The 20,203-nt window shown below is 71.2% G+C and carries 15 protein-coding genes; 7 read left to right on the top strand and 8 right to left on the bottom strand.

What is annotated here, in order from left to right; genetic code table 11:
- Entirely contained in the window at nucleotides 1-879 is an 879-nt protein-coding gene (locus GA0115233_RS31975; protein WP_093723819.1) for a pyridoxamine 5'-phosphate oxidase family protein, read from the top strand.
- 150 nt (nucleotides 880-1,029) lie between these two features.
- The gene (locus GA0115233_RS31970; protein ID WP_176712016.1) at nucleotides 1,030-2,178 is read left to right on the top strand and encodes a serine hydrolase domain-containing protein; all 1,149 of its coding nucleotides are present in this window, start codon (nucleotides 1,030-1,032) and stop codon (nucleotides 2,176-2,178) included.
- A gap of 77 nt (nucleotides 2,179-2,255) precedes the next feature.
- On the opposite strand, the gene GA0115233_RS31965 is transcribed toward GA0115233_RS31970, so the two are convergent.
- A complete protein-coding gene (locus GA0115233_RS31965) occupies nucleotides 2,256-3,293 on the bottom strand; it encodes a hypothetical protein (RefSeq protein WP_093723818.1) in 1,038 nt (345 codons plus the stop codon).
- Nucleotides 3,294-3,493: 200 nt separating this feature from the next.
- Entirely contained in the window at nucleotides 3,494-3,883 is a 390-nt protein-coding gene (locus GA0115233_RS31960; RefSeq protein WP_141689593.1) for a hypothetical protein, read from the bottom strand.
- Between the two features lie 45 nt (nucleotides 3,884-3,928).
- On the opposite strand from GA0115233_RS31960, the gene GA0115233_RS31955 reads away from it, so the two are divergent.
- Nucleotides 3,929-8,035: a tetratricopeptide repeat protein gene (locus GA0115233_RS31955; RefSeq protein ID WP_093723816.1), complete on the top strand. Its 4,107-nt coding sequence runs from the start codon at nucleotides 3,929-3,931 to the stop codon at nucleotides 8,033-8,035.
- 17 nt (nucleotides 8,036-8,052) lie between these two features.
- Here the strand turns inward: GA0115233_RS31955 and pepN are convergent, their stop codons facing one another.
- Nucleotides 8,053-10,629 (bottom strand): aminopeptidase N, encoded by a 2,577-nt coding sequence (gene pepN, locus GA0115233_RS31950; protein WP_093723829.1) that lies wholly within the window; start codon nucleotides 10,627-10,629, stop codon nucleotides 8,053-8,055.
- A 138-nt stretch (nucleotides 10,630-10,767) separates the two neighbouring features.
- On the opposite strand from pepN, the gene GA0115233_RS31945 reads away from it, so the two are divergent.
- Nucleotides 10,768-11,430, top strand: coding sequence for a mycothiol-dependent nitroreductase Rv2466c family protein (locus tag GA0115233_RS31945; protein WP_093723815.1), 663 nt, complete (start codon nucleotides 10,768-10,770; stop codon nucleotides 11,428-11,430).
- A gap of 13 nt (nucleotides 11,431-11,443) precedes the next feature.
- Here GA0115233_RS31945 and GA0115233_RS31940 read toward each other — a convergent pair whose 3' ends face one another.
- The 3 genes from GA0115233_RS31940 to GA0115233_RS31930 all read right to left on the bottom strand — a co-directional run bounded on the left by GA0115233_RS31940 (nucleotide 11,444) and on the right by GA0115233_RS31930 (nucleotide 14,055).
- Nucleotides 11,444-11,674: a hypothetical protein gene (locus GA0115233_RS31940; protein ID WP_093723814.1), complete on the bottom strand. Its 231-nt coding sequence runs from the start codon at nucleotides 11,672-11,674 to the stop codon at nucleotides 11,444-11,446.
- 233 nt (nucleotides 11,675-11,907) lie between these two features.
- Complete coding sequence (locus tag GA0115233_RS31935) at nucleotides 11,908-12,558, bottom strand: superoxide dismutase (RefSeq protein WP_093723813.1); 651 nt, start codon at nucleotides 12,556-12,558, stop codon at nucleotides 11,908-11,910.
- A 114-nt stretch (nucleotides 12,559-12,672) separates the two neighbouring features.
- On the bottom strand, nucleotides 12,673-14,055 hold the full coding sequence (locus GA0115233_RS31930; protein ID WP_093723812.1) for an amino acid permease: 1,383 nt from the start codon (nucleotides 14,053-14,055) through the stop codon (nucleotides 12,673-12,675).
- A gap of 340 nt (nucleotides 14,056-14,395) precedes the next feature.
- Between GA0115233_RS31930 and GA0115233_RS31925 the strand changes: the two genes are divergently transcribed.
- A complete protein-coding gene (locus tag GA0115233_RS31925; protein ID WP_093723811.1) occupies nucleotides 14,396-14,977 on the top strand; it encodes a biotin transporter BioY in 582 nt (193 codons plus the stop codon).
- Between the two features lie 88 nt (nucleotides 14,978-15,065).
- On the opposite strand, the gene GA0115233_RS31920 is transcribed toward GA0115233_RS31925, so the two are convergent.
- Nucleotides 15,066-15,791, bottom strand: coding sequence for a hypothetical protein (locus tag GA0115233_RS31920; RefSeq protein WP_093723810.1), 726 nt, complete (start codon nucleotides 15,789-15,791; stop codon nucleotides 15,066-15,068).
- Nucleotides 15,792-15,984: 193 nt separating this feature from the next.
- Here GA0115233_RS31920 and GA0115233_RS31915 point away from each other — a divergent pair, with 193 nt between their 5' ends.
- Entirely contained in the window at nucleotides 15,985-17,919 is a 1,935-nt protein-coding gene (locus GA0115233_RS31915; RefSeq protein ID WP_093723828.1) for a serine/threonine protein kinase, read from the top strand.
- A 63-nt stretch (nucleotides 17,920-17,982) separates the two neighbouring features.
- On the opposite strand, the gene GA0115233_RS31910 is transcribed toward GA0115233_RS31915, so the two are convergent.
- Nucleotides 17,983-19,443, bottom strand: a complete 1,461-nt coding sequence (locus tag GA0115233_RS31910) for an amino acid permease (protein WP_093723809.1) — start codon at nucleotides 19,441-19,443, stop codon at nucleotides 17,983-17,985.
- Between the two features lie 215 nt (nucleotides 19,444-19,658).
- Here GA0115233_RS31910 and GA0115233_RS31905 point away from each other — a divergent pair, with 215 nt between their 5' ends.
- A complete protein-coding gene (locus GA0115233_RS31905; RefSeq protein ID WP_093723808.1) occupies nucleotides 19,659-20,144 on the top strand; it encodes a ribose-5-phosphate isomerase in 486 nt (161 codons plus the stop codon).
- Nucleotides 20,145-20,203: the final 59 nt, after the last annotated feature.

The raw sequence follows: 20,203 nt of genomic DNA, 5'->3' as shown, positions 1-20,203 counted from the left end.
ATGGCCATCTACCACGAGGGCTCACTGGCCCTCCAGGACCGGCTCGGCGTGCGGGACCTGGCCGCCCACGTCGGCCGGTCCGTCGGGGAAGGCATCAAGCCGGTCGCCGCCGCCTTCCTGGAACTCCAGCCGCTGCTGGTGATCGGCGCCGCCGACCCCGCGGACGGCAGGGTGTGGGCGGCGCCGCTGGCCGGGGTCCCGGGGTTCGTCCGCGCCACCGGCCCCCGTCGGATCTCCGTCGCGAGCGGGGACACCTCGACCTCCCCGCTCGCGACGGCCCTGACCACCGAGGGCGCCCCCGTCGGCACCCTCGCCCTGGACCCGCGCACCCGGCGCCGGATGCGGCTGAACGGCACCCTGCGCCCGACCCCGAGAGGCTTCGCGGTCGAGGCGGACCGGGTCTTCGCCAACTGCCCGAAGTACCTGCAACGCAGGGAGACGTACGAGTACGTACCGGACCGAAGCCCGGGCAAGCCGCTGCGTACCACCGAACTGACCGCGCGCCAGGCGGAGTTCATCGCAGCCGCCGACACCTTCTTCCTGGCCAGCGTCCACGCGGACGGCGCCGACGCCAGCCACCGAGGCGGCAACCCGGGCTTCGTCGGCGTCGAGTCGCCGCGCGAACTGAGCTGGCGCGACTACCCGGGCAACTCCATGTTCCTGTCCCTGGGCAACCTCGCCACCGACCCCCGGGCGGGCCTGCTCCTCCTGGACTGGACCTCGGGCACGGCCCTGCACCTGACGGGCGAGGCGAGGGTGGAGCTGACCCCCGAACGACGCGTCCGCTTCCACCTGGCGGAGGTGTGGGAGATCCCCTCCGCCGTACCCCTGCGCTGGTCGGCCCCCGAGTACTCACCCGCGAACCCGGACCAGCCCTGAACACCCCCGAGATCACCGCCCGTCTGGCTTGAGAAGGGCTGAATTTCACCCAACCGGACTACAACAGCTCAACCATCCCCAACCACCACAGGTCTGCCTTCCCGACCGACCTGGCGCGAGCGGCGCGCCGGGCCCACGAAGGGGGAAGACATGACCACACGCGTACGCGTCACGCTGGTGGCCGCCACGGCGCTCGCGCTCTCCGCGGCCCTGGCGGGCCCCGCCCTCGCCGCCCCGGACACGAAGGACGGCGGCCACACCGCCACCCGCGAGGCGATGCGGGCGGCGGTCAAGGACGGGGTGCCCGGAGTGACGGCCACCGCGCGGGAGAGCGGCCGCGCCTGGTCCGCCACGGCGGGCGTGGGCAACCTGAGGACGGGCAAGAAGCGCTCGGCGGACGACCGTTACCGCGTCGGCAGCATCACCAAGACCTTCGTCGCCACCGTGCTGCTCCAACTGGAGGCCGAGGGCCGGCTGTCCCTGGACGACACGGTGGACAAGTGGCTGCCGGGCCTGGTCGAGGGCAACGGCCACGACGGCACCCGCATCACCCTGCGCCAACTCCTCAACCACACCAGCGGCATTTACAACTACACGGACGACAAGACCTTCGTCCGGACCTACTTCCTCAAGGACGGCTTCTTCCAGCACCGTTACGACACCACGCCGCCCGAGGACCTGGTCGCCCTCGCCATGACCCACGAGCCGGTCTTCGAACCCGGCACCGACTGGTCCTACTCCAACACCAACTTCGTCCTGGCGGGCCTGGTGATCGAGCAGGCCACCGGCCACGCCTACGGCGACGAGATCCGCGCCCGCATCCTCGACCCGCTCAAGATGCGCGCGACCTCGGTCCCCGGCACCCGGGTCACCGTCCCCCAGCCGAGCAGCCGCGCCTACAGCAAGCTCGCCGTCGCCACGACGGGCCCCACCTACGACGTCACCACCCTCAGCCCCACCCTCGCCCACGCGGCGGGCGAGATGATCTCCAACTCCTCGGACCTGAACCGCTTCTACAGCGCCCTGCAGAAGGGCAAGCTCCTGCCTCCTCGCCAGTTGAAGGAGATGAAGACCACGGTCGAGGTCGAGGGGGCCCCGAACGCCGGCTACGGCCTCGGCCTGATGGAACGCGAACTGTCCTGCGGCATCAAGGTCTGGGGCCACGGCGGCGGCATCCACGGCTCGGTCTCGGAGGCCGTCACCACCACCGACGGCCGCCACTCCCTGTCCTTCAACTTCAACGGCGACTGGTCGGGGGACACGGAGGCGGTGGTGGAGGCGGAGTTCTGCGGAAAGTAGCGAACACACGAGGAGGGGCCGCCCGGCGCAGCGCCCGGCGGCCCCTCCTCTCCCCTCCTGATGTCCCCCTGGTCTGCCTACCGGGGCAACACCACGACATACGCCGCCGGATCCCGGTCCGCCGACGCCATCAGGGCCGTGCGGACGACGGCCGCCTGCTGCTCAAGTGACTCGCGGAGCTTCTTCGGAGTGACGTACACGACCGTGATGCCGAGCCGCTCCAGGTGCTCGCGCTTGCGGGCGTACTCCGACCACAGGGCGTCCTCGTCCTGGCGGGGGGCCCGGGTGTCCAGTTCCACCGCGACCGCGTGCTCGGGCCAGTACGCGTCCAGGCCCCCGAGGTGGGGTCCGCCCGGCAGGCGCAGGTCGACGTTCCAGACCGGGTCGGGCAGGCCGTACTCGCGGACCATCGTGTACAGGCGGTCCTCGGCGATGGCGCGGCCCTCGGCCAGCAGGGAGTCCACGGCGTCCACCACATGCGGTCGGCCCAGCAGCTTCGCCGCGGTCAACTCCCGGACCACCGCCGCCGGTTCGCAGTGACCGCCGCGCACCGCCTCGGTGAGCAGACGGCGGACGGCGCCCGCGTCGGAGAGTTCGGCCACCGCGTCGGCGAGGGCACGCGGCACGGGGGCCACCGGCAGCCCCGTGACCTGCTCCGCCTTCGGCAGCGACGGCGTACGGACGATCCGGGCGCAGCCCGTGGAGCGCAGCCGGCGCAGGCGCGGGACCAGGACGTCGATGCGGTCCAGGGAGGTCAGCGGGGGAGTGGCGGAGAAGCCGTGCAGGGTCAGCGCCGCGAGGCCGGTGATCATCGCCTCGGCGTACACCGGCCGGTGCGGCTGGTCCGCCTCCGGCTGGGACGGCACCCCGGCCGTCCGCTCCCGCGCCGCGTACAGCAGGACCGCGTTCAGCCGCTCCTCGCTGGTCGGCGGGCCGGGGTGGAGCAGGTAGACGCCCGGCAGGAACTGCTGCCAGGGGCCACCGGCCCGGCACTGCTCGTTGATCTCGGCGGTCGCAACTCCGTGTGCGCGCAACTGCGTTGCCGTCAGAACCCGGCGGCGGGCGTCGGCGAGCTGGTGGAGGGGGCGGGGGGAGAGCGGGGTGTTGTGGTTCATGACCCGCAGATTCCCGCCCCCGATCCGCCCCTTAACCGCTGTTACACGCCCGTCGACAAACCCGGACAAGCTCGCCCTAAAGGACGGGTGTTCGGATGCCGATGGGACCCGGAAATCCCTGGTCCAATCGGGTGGTGCCGGGGGTTACGGCCACGACTGCGCGCGTTCTGCAACAGTCGCGGCCGCGGCCCCCGGTCCGCTCAGGGGCCGGCCTCCGTGTCCGTCCGGCGGACCGTCGAACCTCCCTCGATCCGGCGGGTGATGTCCGCGTCGCGCGCCCGGTCGGTGGAGTCCAGATAGGCGGACCCGCCCTCGACCTCCGTGTGCACCGAGGCCCCGTCGGACGCCACGGTTCGGATGTCCTCCGCCCGGGAGTGGTCCCGGACCTCCAGGCGCACGCCGGTCCGCCGGGGCTCGGCGCGGGGCGCGGTGGACCGCCACTGGACCAGGACGAGCCCCGCCGCGCAGGCGAGCAGCGCGAGGCCGAGCGTCCACGTCCAGGTCTCGGTGACCAGGTTGGTCAGAACCCCCGTACCGATGCCCAGGGTTACCGACGCCACCGCCGTTGCCAGAGGGCGAGATATCGTCATGCAAGAGTCATACCCGTCAAATGACCTGAATGCTATGGTCCCTGAATGGGGGAAGAGGTCAACATACGTTCCGGTTTGGGGGCGTTGCGTCCGGCGGGAATCGCCGACGCCCTGGCCGAGATCCTGGACGGTTACCTGAGCGGCCGTATCACCGGCGAGGAATGCGGCGCCCGCCTGGCACGGCTTCCCGAGGCCGCCCCCCTCACCGAGCCCGTGACCTTCACCGGGCAGCGGGTGCGCGGCCGGGTCGTCGTGGGTCCGGCGGCGGTGGACGGCGCGCGGACAGCGGTGGCCCCCGGAGTGACGAACACGATCCAGACCCACGGTTCCGAGCTGCGCGACATCAGCCAGTTCGCCTTCCAGAACTGCACGATCCTGCTGCAGGCCCGGCACCCGGCCGACGTGCCCACCGCGCCCATGCCCCGCGCCCCCCGCCTCATCGGCCGGGACGCCGTCCGCGACACCGTCATCGCCCGGCTCCTCGCCCCGGACGGACCCGTGGTCACCGCCTGCTGGGGCGCGCCCTGCACCGGCAAGACCGACCTGGTGCGTGCCGTCGGCTGGGACATCCGGGTCCGCGCCCACTTCCCCGGCGGCGTCCTCTACGCCGAACTCGGCGGCGTCGGCCGCGACACGGACGTCCTCACCGGCTGGTGCCGCCAACTGGGCCTGAGCCTCGACGGCGAGGTGCCGATCAAGCAGGCGGCCGAACTGATCCGCACCCGCCTGTCGACGAGCCCCGCGCTGCTGGTGGTCGACGATGTGTGGCCCCAGGACCAGCACGTCACCGCCCTGGTGCTGTCCTGTGTGCCACCGGGCAGCCGGGTCCTGCTCAGCAGCCGCAGCCGGGACACCGCCGGCGAGTACACCACCGACGGCCTGCTGGAGGTCCCCCCGGTCGACATCGAGGCCCGGCTGGAGATCCTCCGCCTGCATGCCTCCTTGGTCGTCGACGCCGAGCCCGAGGCCTGCGCCGCGCTCGCCGCGTCGCTGGGCGGACTCGCGGGCGCCGTCTCGTTCGCCGGCCGGCTGCTGGCCCGCGCCCAGGGCTCCGGGCACCCCGCGCAGGACCTGCTCACCACCTGGCGCGACCGGCTGAGGGAACTGCGCGGCCTGACCGCCCACCCCGCCCTGGACAACAGCGGCTCCGCCTCCCTGGAGGCGCTGATCAGCCTCGGCTACGACAGACTGCCGTCCGCGGTGCGCGCCCGCGCGGCGGAGCTCGCCGTATTCGGCCCCGTCCCCCTCGACTTCGACTTCGCGGCCTTGTGCGCCGTATGGGGCAGACCGCACAGACGGCGCTTCGGGATGTCGCTGCGCAACGGCTCCGCCGACGACAGGGACCGGGCCTTCCCCGAGCCCGTGCCGCTCCCCGCCGAGACGGCCACCGCCTGGGGCCGCGCCGTGGTCGACAACGGCCTCGTCGAGTACGACGCACGCCACCGCCGCTACCGCATCCACGAGGTCGTGCACGCCTACCTGCTCGCCCGTCGGCCGCCCGCCGCGGCCTACGAGAGACACGCCGCCCACTACGAATCCCTGCTGCGCGACAACGCGCCCGCCTGCCGGACCGAAGGCGGCCGCGCCGCCCAGGCCGTCGCCCGGCTGGACAGCGGCTACGGCCAGCTCAAACAGGTAGCGCAACGAGCGGCGCGGCGCTGGGAATCCTCCCCGCGCTGGCGCGGGATCCTCCTCGACCTGCCGGACCTGGCCGCCGACTACTGCGCCTGGCGCCGCCGTTACGCCGACCTGGCCGACTGGACCCGCAGCGCCGTCGAGGCGGCCGAGTCGTCCGGGGCACCCGGCGAACAGCGCATGATCCTCTACGAGTGGCTGGCGAAGTCCGCCGCGAAGATCGGCCGTCCGCGGGAGGCACTGGACTGCGTCGACCGGATGATGGAGCTGGACCCCGACCGCCTCAGCGACACCGAACTGCGCTACCAGCGCGCCCTGCTGCGCCGGATGGCCGGTGACCCGGCGGACGTGGGGGAGGCCTACGAGGCGTACCTGGACGAGGTCAGGCTGATCTACCCGGCCATCTCCCTCATCACCCACCTGGGCAACTACGCCAACTACCACCGGGACAGCGGCAGACGCGAGAAGGCCGCCGACGTCCTCGCCGAGGCCGTCGAACTGGCCCGCTCCATCGACCTCGCCGAGCTGTCCCTGGAGGACGCGGACACCGTGCTGCGCATCTGCGTGGGCTACGCGGACGACTGCGAGGCCCTCGGCAGACCCGAAGAGGCCCAGGAGGTCAGGGACTTCGCCCGCTCCGCCTTCCCCGACCACCACGACGGCATCGTCCAGGCCGAGGCCGTCACCGACCGCTGGGTGGCCGCCGAGAACGAGGAACTGGGCGCGATCGTCACGCGGGGCGGGCTGGCGGAGCTCCTGCAGTGGGCGGAGGTGGCCCGCCGGTACGAGACCCCGGCCATCGAGGTCCGGGCGCTGACCGGGATCGCCGGGTCCCTGCTGCACTGCGGACGCGAGCGCGAGGCACTGCCGCACACCGACAGGGTCCTGGAGCTGCTGGACTCACCCGCCGCCGCGCAGGCCTACGACGAGGTCTACCGCGCCGGCGCCCGCGCGCTCGTCCTCGGCATCCGGGCCAAGGCCCTGTGCGCCCTGCGCCTCGACCACGCGGAATACCGGCGGACCCTGCGGGACTGGGCCGAACAGGCCGCCAGGGCCGGGGACACGAACACCGTCGTGGAGGCCCGCAGCACCCTCGTCCTGCTCGACTACGAACGCGGCGACCAGACCGCGGCCCGCTCCGAGTGGGAGCGCACGCAGACGGCGGCGGAGGCCGAAGGCCCCCCGGAGGAACGCGACAGACGCCTGTCGTACACGGCCTGGCTCGCCGCACTGCTGGCGGTCGACCGGGGGGACCTGGCGTACTGCGCCGACCGGCTCGACCTCGCGGAACGGCTCGCCGAGCCGGACTCCCCCTTCCTCGGGACCTTCTTCGTCCTGCGCATCTGTCTCCTGGGCTTCGACGGCAGACGCGACGAAGCCCTCCGCGTCCTGGAGGAGATGCTGGCCCGGACGGACGAGCAGGCCCACGGCCTGGGCCATCGCGCCCTTGCGCTGGCCCACTTCGGCGTGGGGGACGAGGAAGCGGCCGCCCGCAGTCTGCGGCGGGCACGGGAACTGCACGAACGGGACGCGGAGGCTGCTGCCACGGCCCTGAAGGAGCAGGCCCGGCTCGAAGTCCTCAAGGTGCGCGTCGAGTTGCTGTTCCTGGAACAGGAACGGGCGAACCGCGACGCGCGGGCGCGGTCCCTGGCGGCCGAACTGCTCGAAGAACTCCGCGCCACCCTCGGACGCCTGCGCTGGTCGGACGAACGTGCCGAGGAACGTCCGTGGTACGACACGGTGGCCTGGCCCTCCTCCCACGCGACCTTGGTCGGCGCGCTGATGGCGATGGCGGGGGATGTCCCGGCCGGAGAGCGCATCCTGCGCGAGCAACTGGCGGCCACGGCCCGCAACGGCCAGGCCCTGGAGCACGTGGAAGCCCTGATCCGCCTGGGCTGGCTCCTCCACCACGCGGGCCGTGCGGCGGAGGTCGCCCCGCTGCTGCACCGCCGCCTGGCCCAGGCCGACCCCGTGACGCGGGCACAGCGTCGCCTGGTGGACGAACTGCTGGCCCCCTGCACACCGACGACCCCCACCGCGTCCACGCCGCCCACCGCGGCCGAGGAGACAGCCATGAACGACTCCGGGACCACGGCAGCAGCCCTCGCGACCCGCACCGTGGCCGCGCTCGCCCCCGACCTGCCCGAGCTGCACGCCCGCACCGCCGTCGCGAACGGCCTCCCGTCCGCCCGGGTGTGGCAGTGGCTCACCGGCCGGTACGGGCACGACGCCGTGCTGTCCCGCTCCTTCGACCTGCTGGTCCTGGACACGGGCAGCAGACCGGCCGCCGAGGCCTGCGCCGCCCGGCTGGCACACCTGCTCACCGGCGACGACCAGGGCCGCGCGCACCTGGCCGGGATGCTCACGAAGGACGTCGTCCAGTCGGTCACGGCCACCCGGCACTCACGGGCCGAGGACATCACCATGCGTGCCGACGGCGACAGCGAGCTGACCGTGACCGCGGACGACAACTCCGTGGTCAAGGGCGTCCGTATGGAGGCCCGGCGGAAGAAGTGACCCTCCGCCCTCCGGGCCTATTCCGCCGCCCCCGCATCGCACGCCTGCCCCCGCAGCGCCCGCGCCAGGTCGTCCCGGGCCTCCAGGACCAGGCGACGCAGGGCCGGGGCCGCGTCCGGGTGGGTGTCGAGCCAGGTGTCCGTGGCGTCGAGGGTCTCCTGCGACTCCTGGAGGGAGGGGAACAGGCCCGACACCACGAGCATGCCGATCTGGATGGACCGCTGCTCCCACACCCGCTCGATCGCCGCGAAGTACTTCGGCGTGTACGGCGCGGTCAGCTCCCGCTGCGAGGCCCGCTCGAAGCCCGCGATGGTCGCCTCGACCAGGGCGTTGGACAGCTCGTCGGACTCCACGACCTGCGCCCACGCCTGGGCCTTGACCGCGGCCTGCGGACGGGCCGCCAGGCAGCGCACCTGGTGGCGCTTGCCGGAGGCGGTGTCGTCGCGGGCGAGTTCGGCGGCCAGCTCCTTCTCGCCGACCACGTCGTGCGCGGCGAGCGCGTCGAGGAACGCCCAGCGCAGCTCCTGGTCGACGTCCAGGCCGGGCAGGGTCACCGTGCCGTCCAGCAGCCCGGTGAGTTGCTCGAAGTCGGAGGGCGACTCGGCGGCGCGGGCGTAGAAGCGTGCCCACGCCAGCTGGTGCTCGCTGGCCGGCTCGGCCGCCCGCAGTTCGCGCGCCGCGCCCTCGGCGAGCAGCCGCCCGGCCACCGCGCGGCGCTCCGGGGCGGTGTAGTGCACGGCCGCCGACTCCGCCCAGGCGTGCAGCATCTGCAGCACGCCGATGTCGGTCTCCTTCGCCGCGAACCGCAGCACCAGGTCGATGAACTCCCGCGCCGGCAGCAGCGCGTCCCGGGTCATGTTCCACAGCGCCGACCAGCACAGCGCCCGCGCCAGCGGATCGGTGATCGAGCCCAGGCCCGCGCGCAGCGCCGCCAGCGAGGTCTCGTCGAAGCGGGTCTTGCAGTACGTCAGGTCGTCGTCGTTGACCAGCACCAGGTCCGGCGCCTCGGCCCCGGCCAGCTCCGCCACGACCGTACGCGGGCCGTCGACGTCGGCCTCCACGCGCGCGTACCGCTCCAGCGCCTCGCCGTTCCTGCGGTACAGGCCCACCGCGACCCGGTGCGGGCGCAGCTCGGGGTGCGACTCGGCGGCCTCCTGCAGCACCGCCAGTTCGGCGACGCGGCCCTCGGCGTCCAGCAGGACCTGCGGGGTGAGGGAGTTGACGCCGGCGGTCTGGAGCCAGGAGCGCGCCCAGGCGGCCATGTCCCGGCCGCTGGTCTCACCGAGCACGGCGAGCAGGTCGCCGAGCCGGGTGTTGCCGTAGGCGTGCCGCTTGAAGTAGCGGCGGGCGCCCTCCAGGAACGCGTCCTGTCCGACGTAGGCGACGAGCTGCTTGAGGACGGAGGCGCCCTTGGCGTAGGTGATGCCGTCGAAGTTGAGCTTGGCGTCCTGCAGGTCGCGGATGTCGGCGGTGATGGGGTGGGTGGAGGGGAGCTGGTCGGCGCGGTACGCCCAGGCCTTGCGGCGGTTGGCGAAGGTGATCCAGGCGTCGGTGAAGCGGGTGGCGCCGACGTTGGCGAAGGTGCCCATGAAGTCCGCGAAGGACTCCTTCAGCCACAGGTCGTCCCACCACTCCATGGTGACCAGGTCGCCGAACCACATGTGCGCCATCTCGTGCAGGATGACGTTGGCCCGCGCCTCGAAGGAGGCCCGCGTCACCTTGCCGCGGAAGATGTACTCCTCGCGGAAGGTGACCAGGCCCGGGTTCTCCATCGCGCCGAGGTTGTACTCCGGCACGAAGGCCTGGTCGTACTTCCCGAACGGGTACGGGTAGTCGAAGTGGTCGTGGAAGAAGTCCAGGCCCTGCTTGGTGACGAGGAACACGTCGTCGGCGTCGAAGTGCGGCGCGAGCCCCTTGCGGCACATGGCGCCGAGAGGGATCTCCAGCGTCGTACCGTCGTCGAAGGCGCGGGTGTAGGTGTCGGTGACGTAGTGGTATGGACCGGCCACCACGCAGGTGATGTACGTCGAGATCGGCTTGGTCTCCGCGAACCGCCACACCCCGTCGGCGAGCCGTCCGGCGCCGTTGCTCCACACCGTCCAGCCCTCGGGCGCGCGTACCTCGAAGCGGAACGGGGCCTTGAGGTCCGGCTGCTCGAAGTTGGCGAAGACCCGGCGGGAGTCGGCCGGCTCGTACTGGGTGTACAGGTACACCTCGCCGTCCTCGGGGTCGACGAAGCGGTGCAGGCCCTCGCCGGTACGGGAGTAGGCGCACCGGGCGTCGACGACCAGCTCGTTGTCGGCGGCCAGGTCCTCCAGGGCGATGCGGGAGCCGTCGAAGACCTCGCTCGGGTCGAGGTCGCGGCCGTTGAGGGAGACCGCGGTGACCTCGGGTGCGATCAGGTCGGCGAAGCTGGTGGCGCCGGGCTCGGCGCAGCGGAAGCGGATCGTGGTGACCGAGCGGAAGGTGCGCGGCCCGTCGGAGGGGTCCGCGCCGACCGCGGAGCGCAGGTCGAGGGAGATGTCGTACCCGTCGACGGACAGCAGTGCGGCCCGCTCCCGGGCCTCGTCGCGGGACAGATTCTCACCGGGCACGGGGGTCACTCCCTCACAGGGTGTTCAGTATGCGGACGATGGAGATCTTCGCACGGCGGGGGGAAGCGGGGCAGCGGGGGAATGCGGGACGCGGTGTCGGGTGTTGCGACTTTCAAACACCGCTTCCCGAGGAGACGCATGTCCGAGACCGTGACGATGCCCGCGAAGACTCCCGTCGACTTCTGGTTCGACCCGCTGTGCCCCTGGGCGTGGATGACCTCCCGCTGGGTGCTGGAAGTGGAGAAGCTCCGTGACATCGAGGTCCGCTGGCACATCATGAGCCTCGCCGTCCTGAACGAGCCCAAGCTCGACGAGCTGCCCGACGAATACCGGGAGCTGCTGGAGACCAAGGCGTGGCAGCCGATCCGGGTGGTCACGGCGGCCTGGCAGAAGCACGGCTCCGAGATACTCGGCCCGCTGTACACGGCGCTCGGCACCCGCATCCACAACGAGGGCCAGGGCCCGACCCGGGAGGCCGTCGCCGGCGCGCTGGCCGACGTCGGTCTGCCCGCCGACCTCATCGGGTACTTCGACCAGAAGGACTTCGAGTTCGACGCCGAACTGCGCGCCTCCCACAAGGAGGGCATCGACAAGGTCGGCCAGGACGTCGGCACCCCGGTGATCGCGGTCCCCGGTGACGACGGCGAGCAGATCGCCTTCTTCGGACCGGTCGTCACGCCCGCCCCGAAGGGCGAGGAGGCGGCCCGCCTCTGGGACGGTACCCTCGCGGTCGCCTCGGTCCCGGGCTTCTACGAGATCAAGCGCACCCGTACGAAGGGCCCGGACTTCAGCAACCTCTGAGCCGGCGCCGGGGTCAGAACCCCTCGGGCAGATTGCCGCCCACCTGCCAGTTGTCCTTCCGCTGCACCCGTCGGCAGCCCGGTGTGGTGCAGCGGTGGTAGGCCTGCGGCCGGAACTTCTCGGCTCGCTCGCCCGGGTACTTCTCGACGACGGCCCGGGTGGCCTCGGCCTCTTCCCCGGTCAGATCCCGGAACCGCCGCAGCGGCCCCCGGCAGGTCGGATTGGGACACCGCACATCGCCCACGCGGACCTCCTCCACGCACGGAAGAACAGCAGCGTAGGCGTTGTACCCCCGCCTCCGGCACCCCGGAACCGGCCCTGCCGGGGGCGCGCCTCGGACAGCCCTCCCGGTGGGCGCCCCCCGTAGCCGGAAGCCCCCGCGAGTCACGTCCTCGCGGGGGCTTCCGTTTCTTCTGCCTGCCCGCGTGAAAGGTGAGAAGACGATCACGAGGCAGGACACTCACGCCGTACGGCGGCTCAGGGCGCCAGCAGCAGGACGTCCACGCGGGACCTGGCGGCCTCGTAGCGACGGGCCACGTCCTGCCAGTTGACGACCTGCCACATGGCCTCGATGAAGTCGACCTTCTGGTTCCGGTACTGCAGGTAGAAGGCGTGCTCCCAGGCGTCGAAGACCAGGATCGGCGTGGACCCCTGGCCGACGTTGCCCTGGTGGTCGTAGACCTGCTCCACGATCAGCCGCCCGCTCAGCGGCTCGTACGCCAGCACACCCCACCCCGAACCCTGTGTGGTGGCCGCCGCCCTGGACAACTGCGCCTTGAACGCGGCGAAGGACCCGAAGGACTCGGTGATCGCGTCGGCCAGCTCACCCACCCCGTCGGCGGCCAGCGGCTCACCGCCGCCGCCCTCCTTCGGGCCGGTCATGTTCTGCCAGTAGAGGGAGTGCAGGATGTGCCCGGACAGATGGAAGGCCAGGTTCTTCTCCAGTCCGTTGAGCGCCGCCCACGCCTCCTTCTCCCGCGCCTCCGCCAACTGCTCCAGCGTGTCGTTGGCCCCCTTCACATACGCCGCGTGGTGCTTGTCGTGGTGCAGCTCGATGATCTCGGGGCTGATCACCGGCGCCAACGCCGAGTAGTCGTACGGCAGTTCGGGCAGCGTGTAGACGGGCATGCGTGGACGTCCCCTCCGGGCCGGGCTCTTATTGCAAGCTATTCGCAATAACAACCTAGCAGCAAAAAGCCCCCGCGCCAGAGACACGGGGGCTTCGGGGGTGTCGCCGGGAGGTCAGGCCTCCGACGCCCGCTTGCGCTGCCAGGCGTAGCCCACCACCGCGAGGAACAGCGTCATTGCGCCGGTCGAGTACAGCTGCACACGGGTGTCCGGCTCGCGGGCCATCAGGACGAAGACCACCGCCATACCGGCCAGCGCCACCCACGTCAGCACCGGGAACGCCCACATGCGCACTGTCAGCCTCTCCGGCGCCTCGCGCTCCAGACGGGCGCGCAGCCGGAGTTGGGACAGGGCGATGAAGATCCAGACGACCAGGATGACCGCGCCGATCATGTTCAGCAGCCAGGGGAAGACATCGTCCGGACGCCAGTAGCTGAGCCGCACACAGGCGAAGCCGACGACCGAGGAGGCGAGCACGGCGACGCGCGGCACACCGGACGTCACCCTGCCCAGCACCGCCGGTCCCTGCCCGCGCTGCACGAGGGAGTACGCGATGCGCGAGGAGCCGTAGATGTTGGCGTTCATCGCGGAGAGCAGGGCCACCAGCACGACCACGTTCATCAGCTGACCGGCGCCGGGGATACCGAGTTCGTCCAGGGCGGCCACGTACGGGCCCTTCTCGACGACCGCCTTGGAGTCCCAGGGGACCAGGGTCACGACGACCGCCATCGAGCCGATGTAGAACAGGGCGATCCGCCACATCGCGGTGCGCACCGCGCTGGCCACGCCCTTGACCGGGTTCTCCGACTCGGCCGCCGCGATGGTCACCGTCTCCATGCCGCCGTAGGCGAAGACCGAGGCCAGCAGGCCGATGATCAGGCCCTCGCCGCCGTTCGGCAGGAAGTCGGTGAGGTTCGAGGCGCCGGGGGAGTCCGTGCCGGGCAGCACCCCGAGCACGGCCAGTGTGCCCAGCACCAGGAACAGGGAGATCGCGGCGACCTTCAGCGCGGCGAACCAGAACTCGAACTCGCCGAAGTTCTTCACCGCGGCCAGGTTCGTGCCGCAGAACACCAGCATGAACAGCGCCACCCAGACCCACTCCGGCGTGCCCGGCAGCCAGCCCGTGACGATCTTCGCGGCGCCGATGCCCTCCAGGCCGACGGCCGTACAGAGCAGGACCCAGAAGGACCAGCCCGCGGTGAACCCCGCCCACGGTCCGAACGCCCGCTCGGCATGCGCCGAGAAGGAGCCGGAGGACGGATACGCGGCCGACATCTCACCCAGCATCCGCATCACCAGCATCACCAGGAGACCGGAGAGGGCGTAGGCGACGACGATCGAGGGTCCGGCGGCGGCGATACCGGCGCCGGAACCGACGAACAGTCCGGCGCCGATGACACCGCCGAGGGCGATCATCGACAGATGGCGCTGTTTGAGGCCGTGGGAGAGGGAGACGTCGTCCTTGTGGGCCGGCGTCTCGGTGGTGGTGCTGGGCATGGGCGCGGTTCGTCCAATGCGTGAGATGGGCAAAACCCCGTCAGTCTGAGGGCGTTGTCCGCTCAGAAGCAGCGGCAGCCCACTATCCGGACAGGTACAGGACAGAGCGTACGGGACTCCTCACCGCTCCCGGTTGGCGGAAACCTACAGATCGGCCGCCACCTCTTTCGTGACCTGCACGTCCTCACCTCAGTGACCGGTGTCACGTTAGCCACGGCGCTTTGTACGGAGCCCACCAAGCCCACGTTCCGGCCTTTGTCGACCACTGACGGTGATCGTCCCGCCGCCCCTGGGATAGCGTCGCCGTGTCCCGAACTGCCCTCCTCCCCGCGGAGTCCCCATGAGCACCGCCGCTGTCGCCGCCCCCGCCCGCACCGGGCACGTCCTCGCCGACCTGCTGCCCGCCTCCCGTGTCCGGGACATCGCACTGGTCGTCGGCGGCGCCGCGCTCACCGGTCTCGCCGCCCAGATCGCCGTGCCGGTGCCCGGCTCCCCGGTCCCGGTGACCGGCCAGACCTTCGCCGCGCTGCTCGTCGGCACCACCCTGGGCGCGAGCCGCGGTGTTGCCGCGCTCGCCCTCTACGCGCTCGCCGGTCTCGCCGGTGTGCCGTGGTTCGCGGGCGGCAGCCACGGCATCGGCGTCTCCTTCGGCTACATCCTCGGCATGATCCTGGCCTCCGCCGCCGTCGGCGCCCTGGCCCGCCGCGGCGCCGACCGCTCGATGCTGCGCATGGCCGGCACGATGCTGGTCGGCGAGGCGATCATCTACGCGATCGGCGTCCCGTACCTGGCCCTGTCCGCGGACCTGTCGGCCTCCGCGGCGATCGCGGCCGGGCTCACCCCCTTCCTCATCGGCGACGCCCTCAAGGCGGCCCTGGCCATGGGCCTGCTGCCCACCGCCTGGAAGCTGCTCAAGAAGTAACGGCTCCTCCGAAGAGGCTCGCCGGGGTCGCACACCGCCTCGACCTCGGCGAGCCTCTTCTCGTTTCCCCGGTCGGAACCGGCAGGTCCTAGTTCTCCTGCCGCACCGGACGCCGGAACTGGGACCACCACAGCCCGGCCGCGCCCGCGGCGATCAGCGCCGCCCCGGCCGCGCCCAGCGGCAGCACGTCCCGCTTGGCTCCGGTCTCGGCCAGCTCGTCACCGCCCGGGGCCACCGGCTGGTTGTCGGTGCCCAGAAGCAGCGGGGTGGCCGGGGCGTTCGGCGACGGGTTCGTCGTACCGAACGGCACCGGGCCCTGCTGCCAGAAGGTCTTGTCCCCGGTGGCGGTCTGGACGGGCAGGCAGATCCTGCCCTTCTTGCTCAGGTCGTACGTCGCCTCGACGTCGTACGACTTCGAGTCACCGGCCGCGAGATTGTCCAGCGCGCAGGCGAATCCGCTGTTCGAACCCTCCGGCAGATCACCTTCGGCAATTTCCGAACACCCCTGCACATTTGTGACCGTGAGGCCCTCGAACCCGACGACAAGTAGCCTGATCTTTCCGCTGTCCTCGGTCCCTTCGTTTTTCACCGTGGCGGTGATCGCCGTTTCCTCCGACGCGTTGTCGACCGAGATCTTCTCGGGCAGAGTCGTGGTGAGTTCCACGCCCGCCGGAGCCTCGTCGACGGCCTTTCCCCCCTTGCTGCTCTGAGGTCCCTCGTCATCCGCGGCGGCGGTGAACGGAAGGATCATCACTGCCGAAATAGATGCTGCGACCAGCGATCCCGCAATGGTCGTCCTACGACGAGAACTCATGTTCGTCCCCCTTGGCTGCGCCTGAATTCGCAGTACTTGAAGAGGTACCACAAGATTTCTCCGCACTATGCTTGGACGGCGCGAAGTGTGACCATCGTGTTTCAATCGGACAGGCGCAGTGGGGATTTTGAGGGGGTGCAGCGGATTGCCGGGAAATACGGGAAACACGAGGAGCGGTGGGATTCCAGGGTTGCTGGTGACCGGGCGCTATCGGTTGGTCGAGAGTATTGGCCAGGGAGGAATGGGGCGGGTGTGGCGAGCCGCCGACGAAATTCTCGACCGGCCGGTGGCGATCAAGGAAATCCGGATCGACGGCCTCGACGCCGAGGACACCCGCACCCGCCGCGAACGCACCCTGCGCGAGGCCCGCGCCACCGCCCGCATCGACCACCCCCACGTGGTGCGCGTCTACGACGTCGTCGACGAGGGCGAACGGCTCTGGATCGTCATGGAGTTGGTCGCCGGCCGCTCCCTGGAACGCCTCATCACGGAAACCGGCCCGCTGAACCCCGCCGAAGCGGCCCGTATCGGACTGGGCCTGGTCGCGGCGCTGCGCCAGGTCCACGAACGGGGCGTCCTGCACCGCGACATCAAGCCCGGGAACGTCCTGGTCGAGGAGAAGGCCCGGCGCGTGGTCCTGACCGACTTCGGCATCGCGGCGATCCAGGACGCGAAGGCGCTGACCATGGTGGGCATGCTGGTCGGCTCCCCCGACTACATGGCCCCCGAACGCATCTCCGGCCGCCCCCAGGGCCCCCCGTCCGACCTCTGGTCCCTCGGCGCCACACTCTGTGCGGCCCTGGGCGGCCGCTCCCCCTTCTCCCGCGACACCACCCTGGCCACCCTCCACGCGGTCCTCTACGAGGAGCCCGAACTCCCCGCCGCGGCGGGCCCGCTGACGGACGTCCTGACATCCCTGCTCCGCAAGGAACCGGAGACCCGCCCAGGGCTGACGGAACTGGAGTCCGCCCTGCACGCGGTCGCGTTCCCGACGCCTACGCCGACTGTGACGGTGGGGGTGGGCGACACACCAGGGGAGTCGAGGGAGCCGGAGGAGCCGGGTGCCGACGGGGGCCAGGAAGGGCCCGGGGCGGCCCCGGAGGCGGCGGCGGTCGCGGATACGGCATGGCCGGAACCGGCGGCACCGGAAGGCGTGGCGGAGGTCCGGACGACGGCCCTGGTGGAGACGACGGAGCCGGAGACGGGGGAGCTCCCGGGCGCGGAACGGCTTGAGCGGACGGCCGCCGGACCGCGGAGCCCCGCTCCTGAGGCGGCGGCCCCGACCCCGACGGCCACGACCGCTCCGACGGCACCGTCGGAACCCGTCGACGCCCCTCCCGCCCCCGAAGAACCCCGCCCCACCAGGCAGTTCGGGCGGCGCAGTGGGCCCCGTACGCCCAACGCGTCCACCGAGGCCGCTTCCGGGGCGGCGCGCTTCGAGGTGCGGTCGGAGAGCAAACCGCCCGTGGCGGTGAACGCCGACGCACGGACGGAACTGCGCCCCGCGCCGACCGGGCAGGCACCGGGCCGGCGCCGTACCGGAGTGCTCGCGGCCGTGGCGCTGGTCACCGTCGGAGCGGTCGTGGCCGTGGTGATCGCGCTGAACTCGGGCGGTGCGCCGGAGGACGGCAAGGCGAAGGGGGGAACGACGACGTCCTCCGCCTCCCCCTCGCCCACCGTCGAGGGCACCTCGCGCCCGCGGAGCCTGCCGCCCGGCGCCCGTACGGAGGCCGGGGGGTTCGCCTGGGTGACCCCGGACGGCTGGCGGCGGGACGTGAAGACCGGCGCGGAGGTGCACTACACCTCGCCCGACGGCAAACAGGAGCTGGTCGCCAAGTCCTCCCTCGCCCGCGGCGACCTGATGGAGACCTGGCAGACCTCGGAACAGAACGCCCACCAGGGCCAGGCGTACCGGAAGATCCGCCTGGAGAAGACCACGTTCCGCGGCTATCCGGCGGTGGTGTGGGAGTACACCTTCACCCTCCAGGGCGTCCCCTGGCACGCACAGCTGCTGGGCTTCAACGAGAAGGGGAAGTCGTACCAGATCAACACCTGGTACCAGCCGGACATAGAGGAGAAGGCCCTGCAGACGTACGAGTCGGTCAAGGACAGCTTCACCATCCTCTAGCCCCTCGGAACAAGCGAGAAGGGGGCCCCGCAGGACCCCCTTCCGTGCGGCGTGCCCGCAGGCTCAGCCGACGTCGACCTTCACCGCGTCGGAGTCGGGGTCGCGCTCGACCGGCCCGGCGGCGTCGGGACCCGCGGCCCGGCGGCGGCTCTTCGCCCGCTCCCGGACGAACGCCACGGCCAGCACCAGCGCCGCCACCAGCAGCGACAGCAGGACCGTCTTGCGGCCGTCGTGCTCGGTGTCGGTCAGCATGTAGCCGAGCACGAACACGATCAGCGCCGCCGTCGCCCAGGTCAGGTACGGGTACAGCCACATCCGCACGACCAGCTTCTCCGGCGACTCCCGCTGGATGATCTTCCGCATGCGCAGCTGCGAGAAGCAGATCACCAGCCACACGAACAGCGCCACGGCACCGGAGGAGTTGACCAGGAAGAGGAAGACGGAGTCGGGGAACTCGTAGTTGAAGAACACGGCCAGGAACCCGAACGCGACGGACGCGAGGATCGCCGTCCGCGGCACACCCCGCCCGGTCGTGCGCGCGAACGCCTTGGGCGCGTCACCGCGCTGGCCGAGCGAGAAGGCCATCCGGGAGGCCGTGTACAGACCGGAGTTGAGGCAGGACAGCACCGAGGTCAGCACGATGAAGTTCATGATCTGACCGGCGTGCGGGATGCCGAGCGAGTTCAGCGCGGCGACGTAGGAACCATCCTTCGCGATCGCCTTGCTGTCCCAGGGGAGCAGGGACACCACGACGAGGATCGAGCCGAGGTAGAAGACGGCGACACGCCAGATGATGCTGTTGGTGGCCTTGGTGACGGCCCGCTGCGGGTTCTCGGACTCGCCCGCGGCCAGCGTGGCGATCTCGCTGCCCATGAAGGAGAAGACGACGAGCAGTACACCGGTGAGGATGGCGCCGGGCCCGTTGGGCAGGAAGCCGCCGTGCGAGGTGAGGTTGCTCAGACCGGCCTGGTCGGAGTCGACGCCCGGCAGCACGCCGAACACCGCGAGCCCGCCGATCACGATGAACGCGGCGATCGCGACGACCTTGATCCCGGCGAACCAGAACTCGAACTCGCCGTAGGAGCCGACGGAGACCAGGTTGGTGGCGGTCAGCACCACCATCACGATGAGCGCCCAGGCCCACTGGGGCACGGCGGGGATCCACCCCTCCAGGATCACCGCGCCGGCGGTCGCCTCCACGGCGAGCACGACGACCCAGAAGAACCAGTACAGCCAGCCGATGGAGAAACCGGCCCAACTGCCGAGGGCGCGGTCGGCGTGGGCGGAGAAGGAGCCGGAGGTCGGGTTGGCGGCGGACATCTCGCCGAGCATCCGCATCACCAGCACCACGAGCGTGCCGACGAGCGCGTACGACAGGAGGATGCCCGGGCCCGCGGTGGCGATGCCCGAGCTCGATCCCACGAACAGTCCGGCACCGATGACGCCGCCGATGGCGATCATCGACAGATGCCGGTTCTTGAGCCCTGCCTGAAGTCCGTTACCGGGGTCGCCGGTGGAGGTCATAGGGGGGATTCCTTTGCGCCTGGTGAGCATTTCCCCGTACGAGCGGAGTACGGGTCGGAACGGATCGGTCCAGTGAATCGGAGGTCATCAAGGATTTGAACCTTCGAATCCATATCGTTACTTGAGGTTTCCCTGAGGTTGTGCGATTCTGCTCACAGTTTTCCGGGGCCAACCCCGGGGCAGCTGCCCGAAACCGTCCGTGCCACACTCGTCACATGCGCGTGTATCTCGGCTCCGACCATGCGGGCTACGAACTCAAGAACCACCTCGTCGAGTGGCTGAAGGCGGCGGGCCACGACCCGGTCGACTGCGGTCCCCACATCTACGACGCCCAGGACGACTACCCCCCCTTCTGCCTGCGCGCCGCCGAGCGCACGGCAGCCGACCCCGAGGCCCTCGGCATCGTGATCGGCGGCTCCGGCAACGGCGAGCAGATCGCGGCGAACAAGGTCAAGGGCGTCCGCGCGGCTCTCGCCTGGAGCGAGGAGACCGCGGCCCTGGGCCGCCAGCACAACAACGCCAACGTGGTCGCGGTCGGCGCCCGCATGCACAGCCAGGACGAGGCGACGAAGTTCGTGGAGACGTTCCTGAACACCCCGTTCTCCGAGGACACCCGCCACATCCGCCGCATCGACATGCTGTCGACCTACGAAACAACAGGCGACCTCCCCCCGATCCCCCCGCACCACCCGCAGCAGTAAGACGGGCCGCGCTTGAGAACGCCGGGCGGCACTTCCAGCCCGTCCGGCGCTTGAGGACG

This window comes from Streptomyces sp. DI166 (genome assembly GCF_900091315.1).
In the GTDB taxonomy this organism is placed as follows: domain Bacteria; phylum Actinomycetota; class Actinomycetes; order Streptomycetales; family Streptomycetaceae; genus Streptomyces; species Streptomyces fuscus.
The sequence above is the reverse complement of the archived record's forward strand: the minus strand, read 5'-3'. Positions and strand labels throughout refer to the sequence as shown.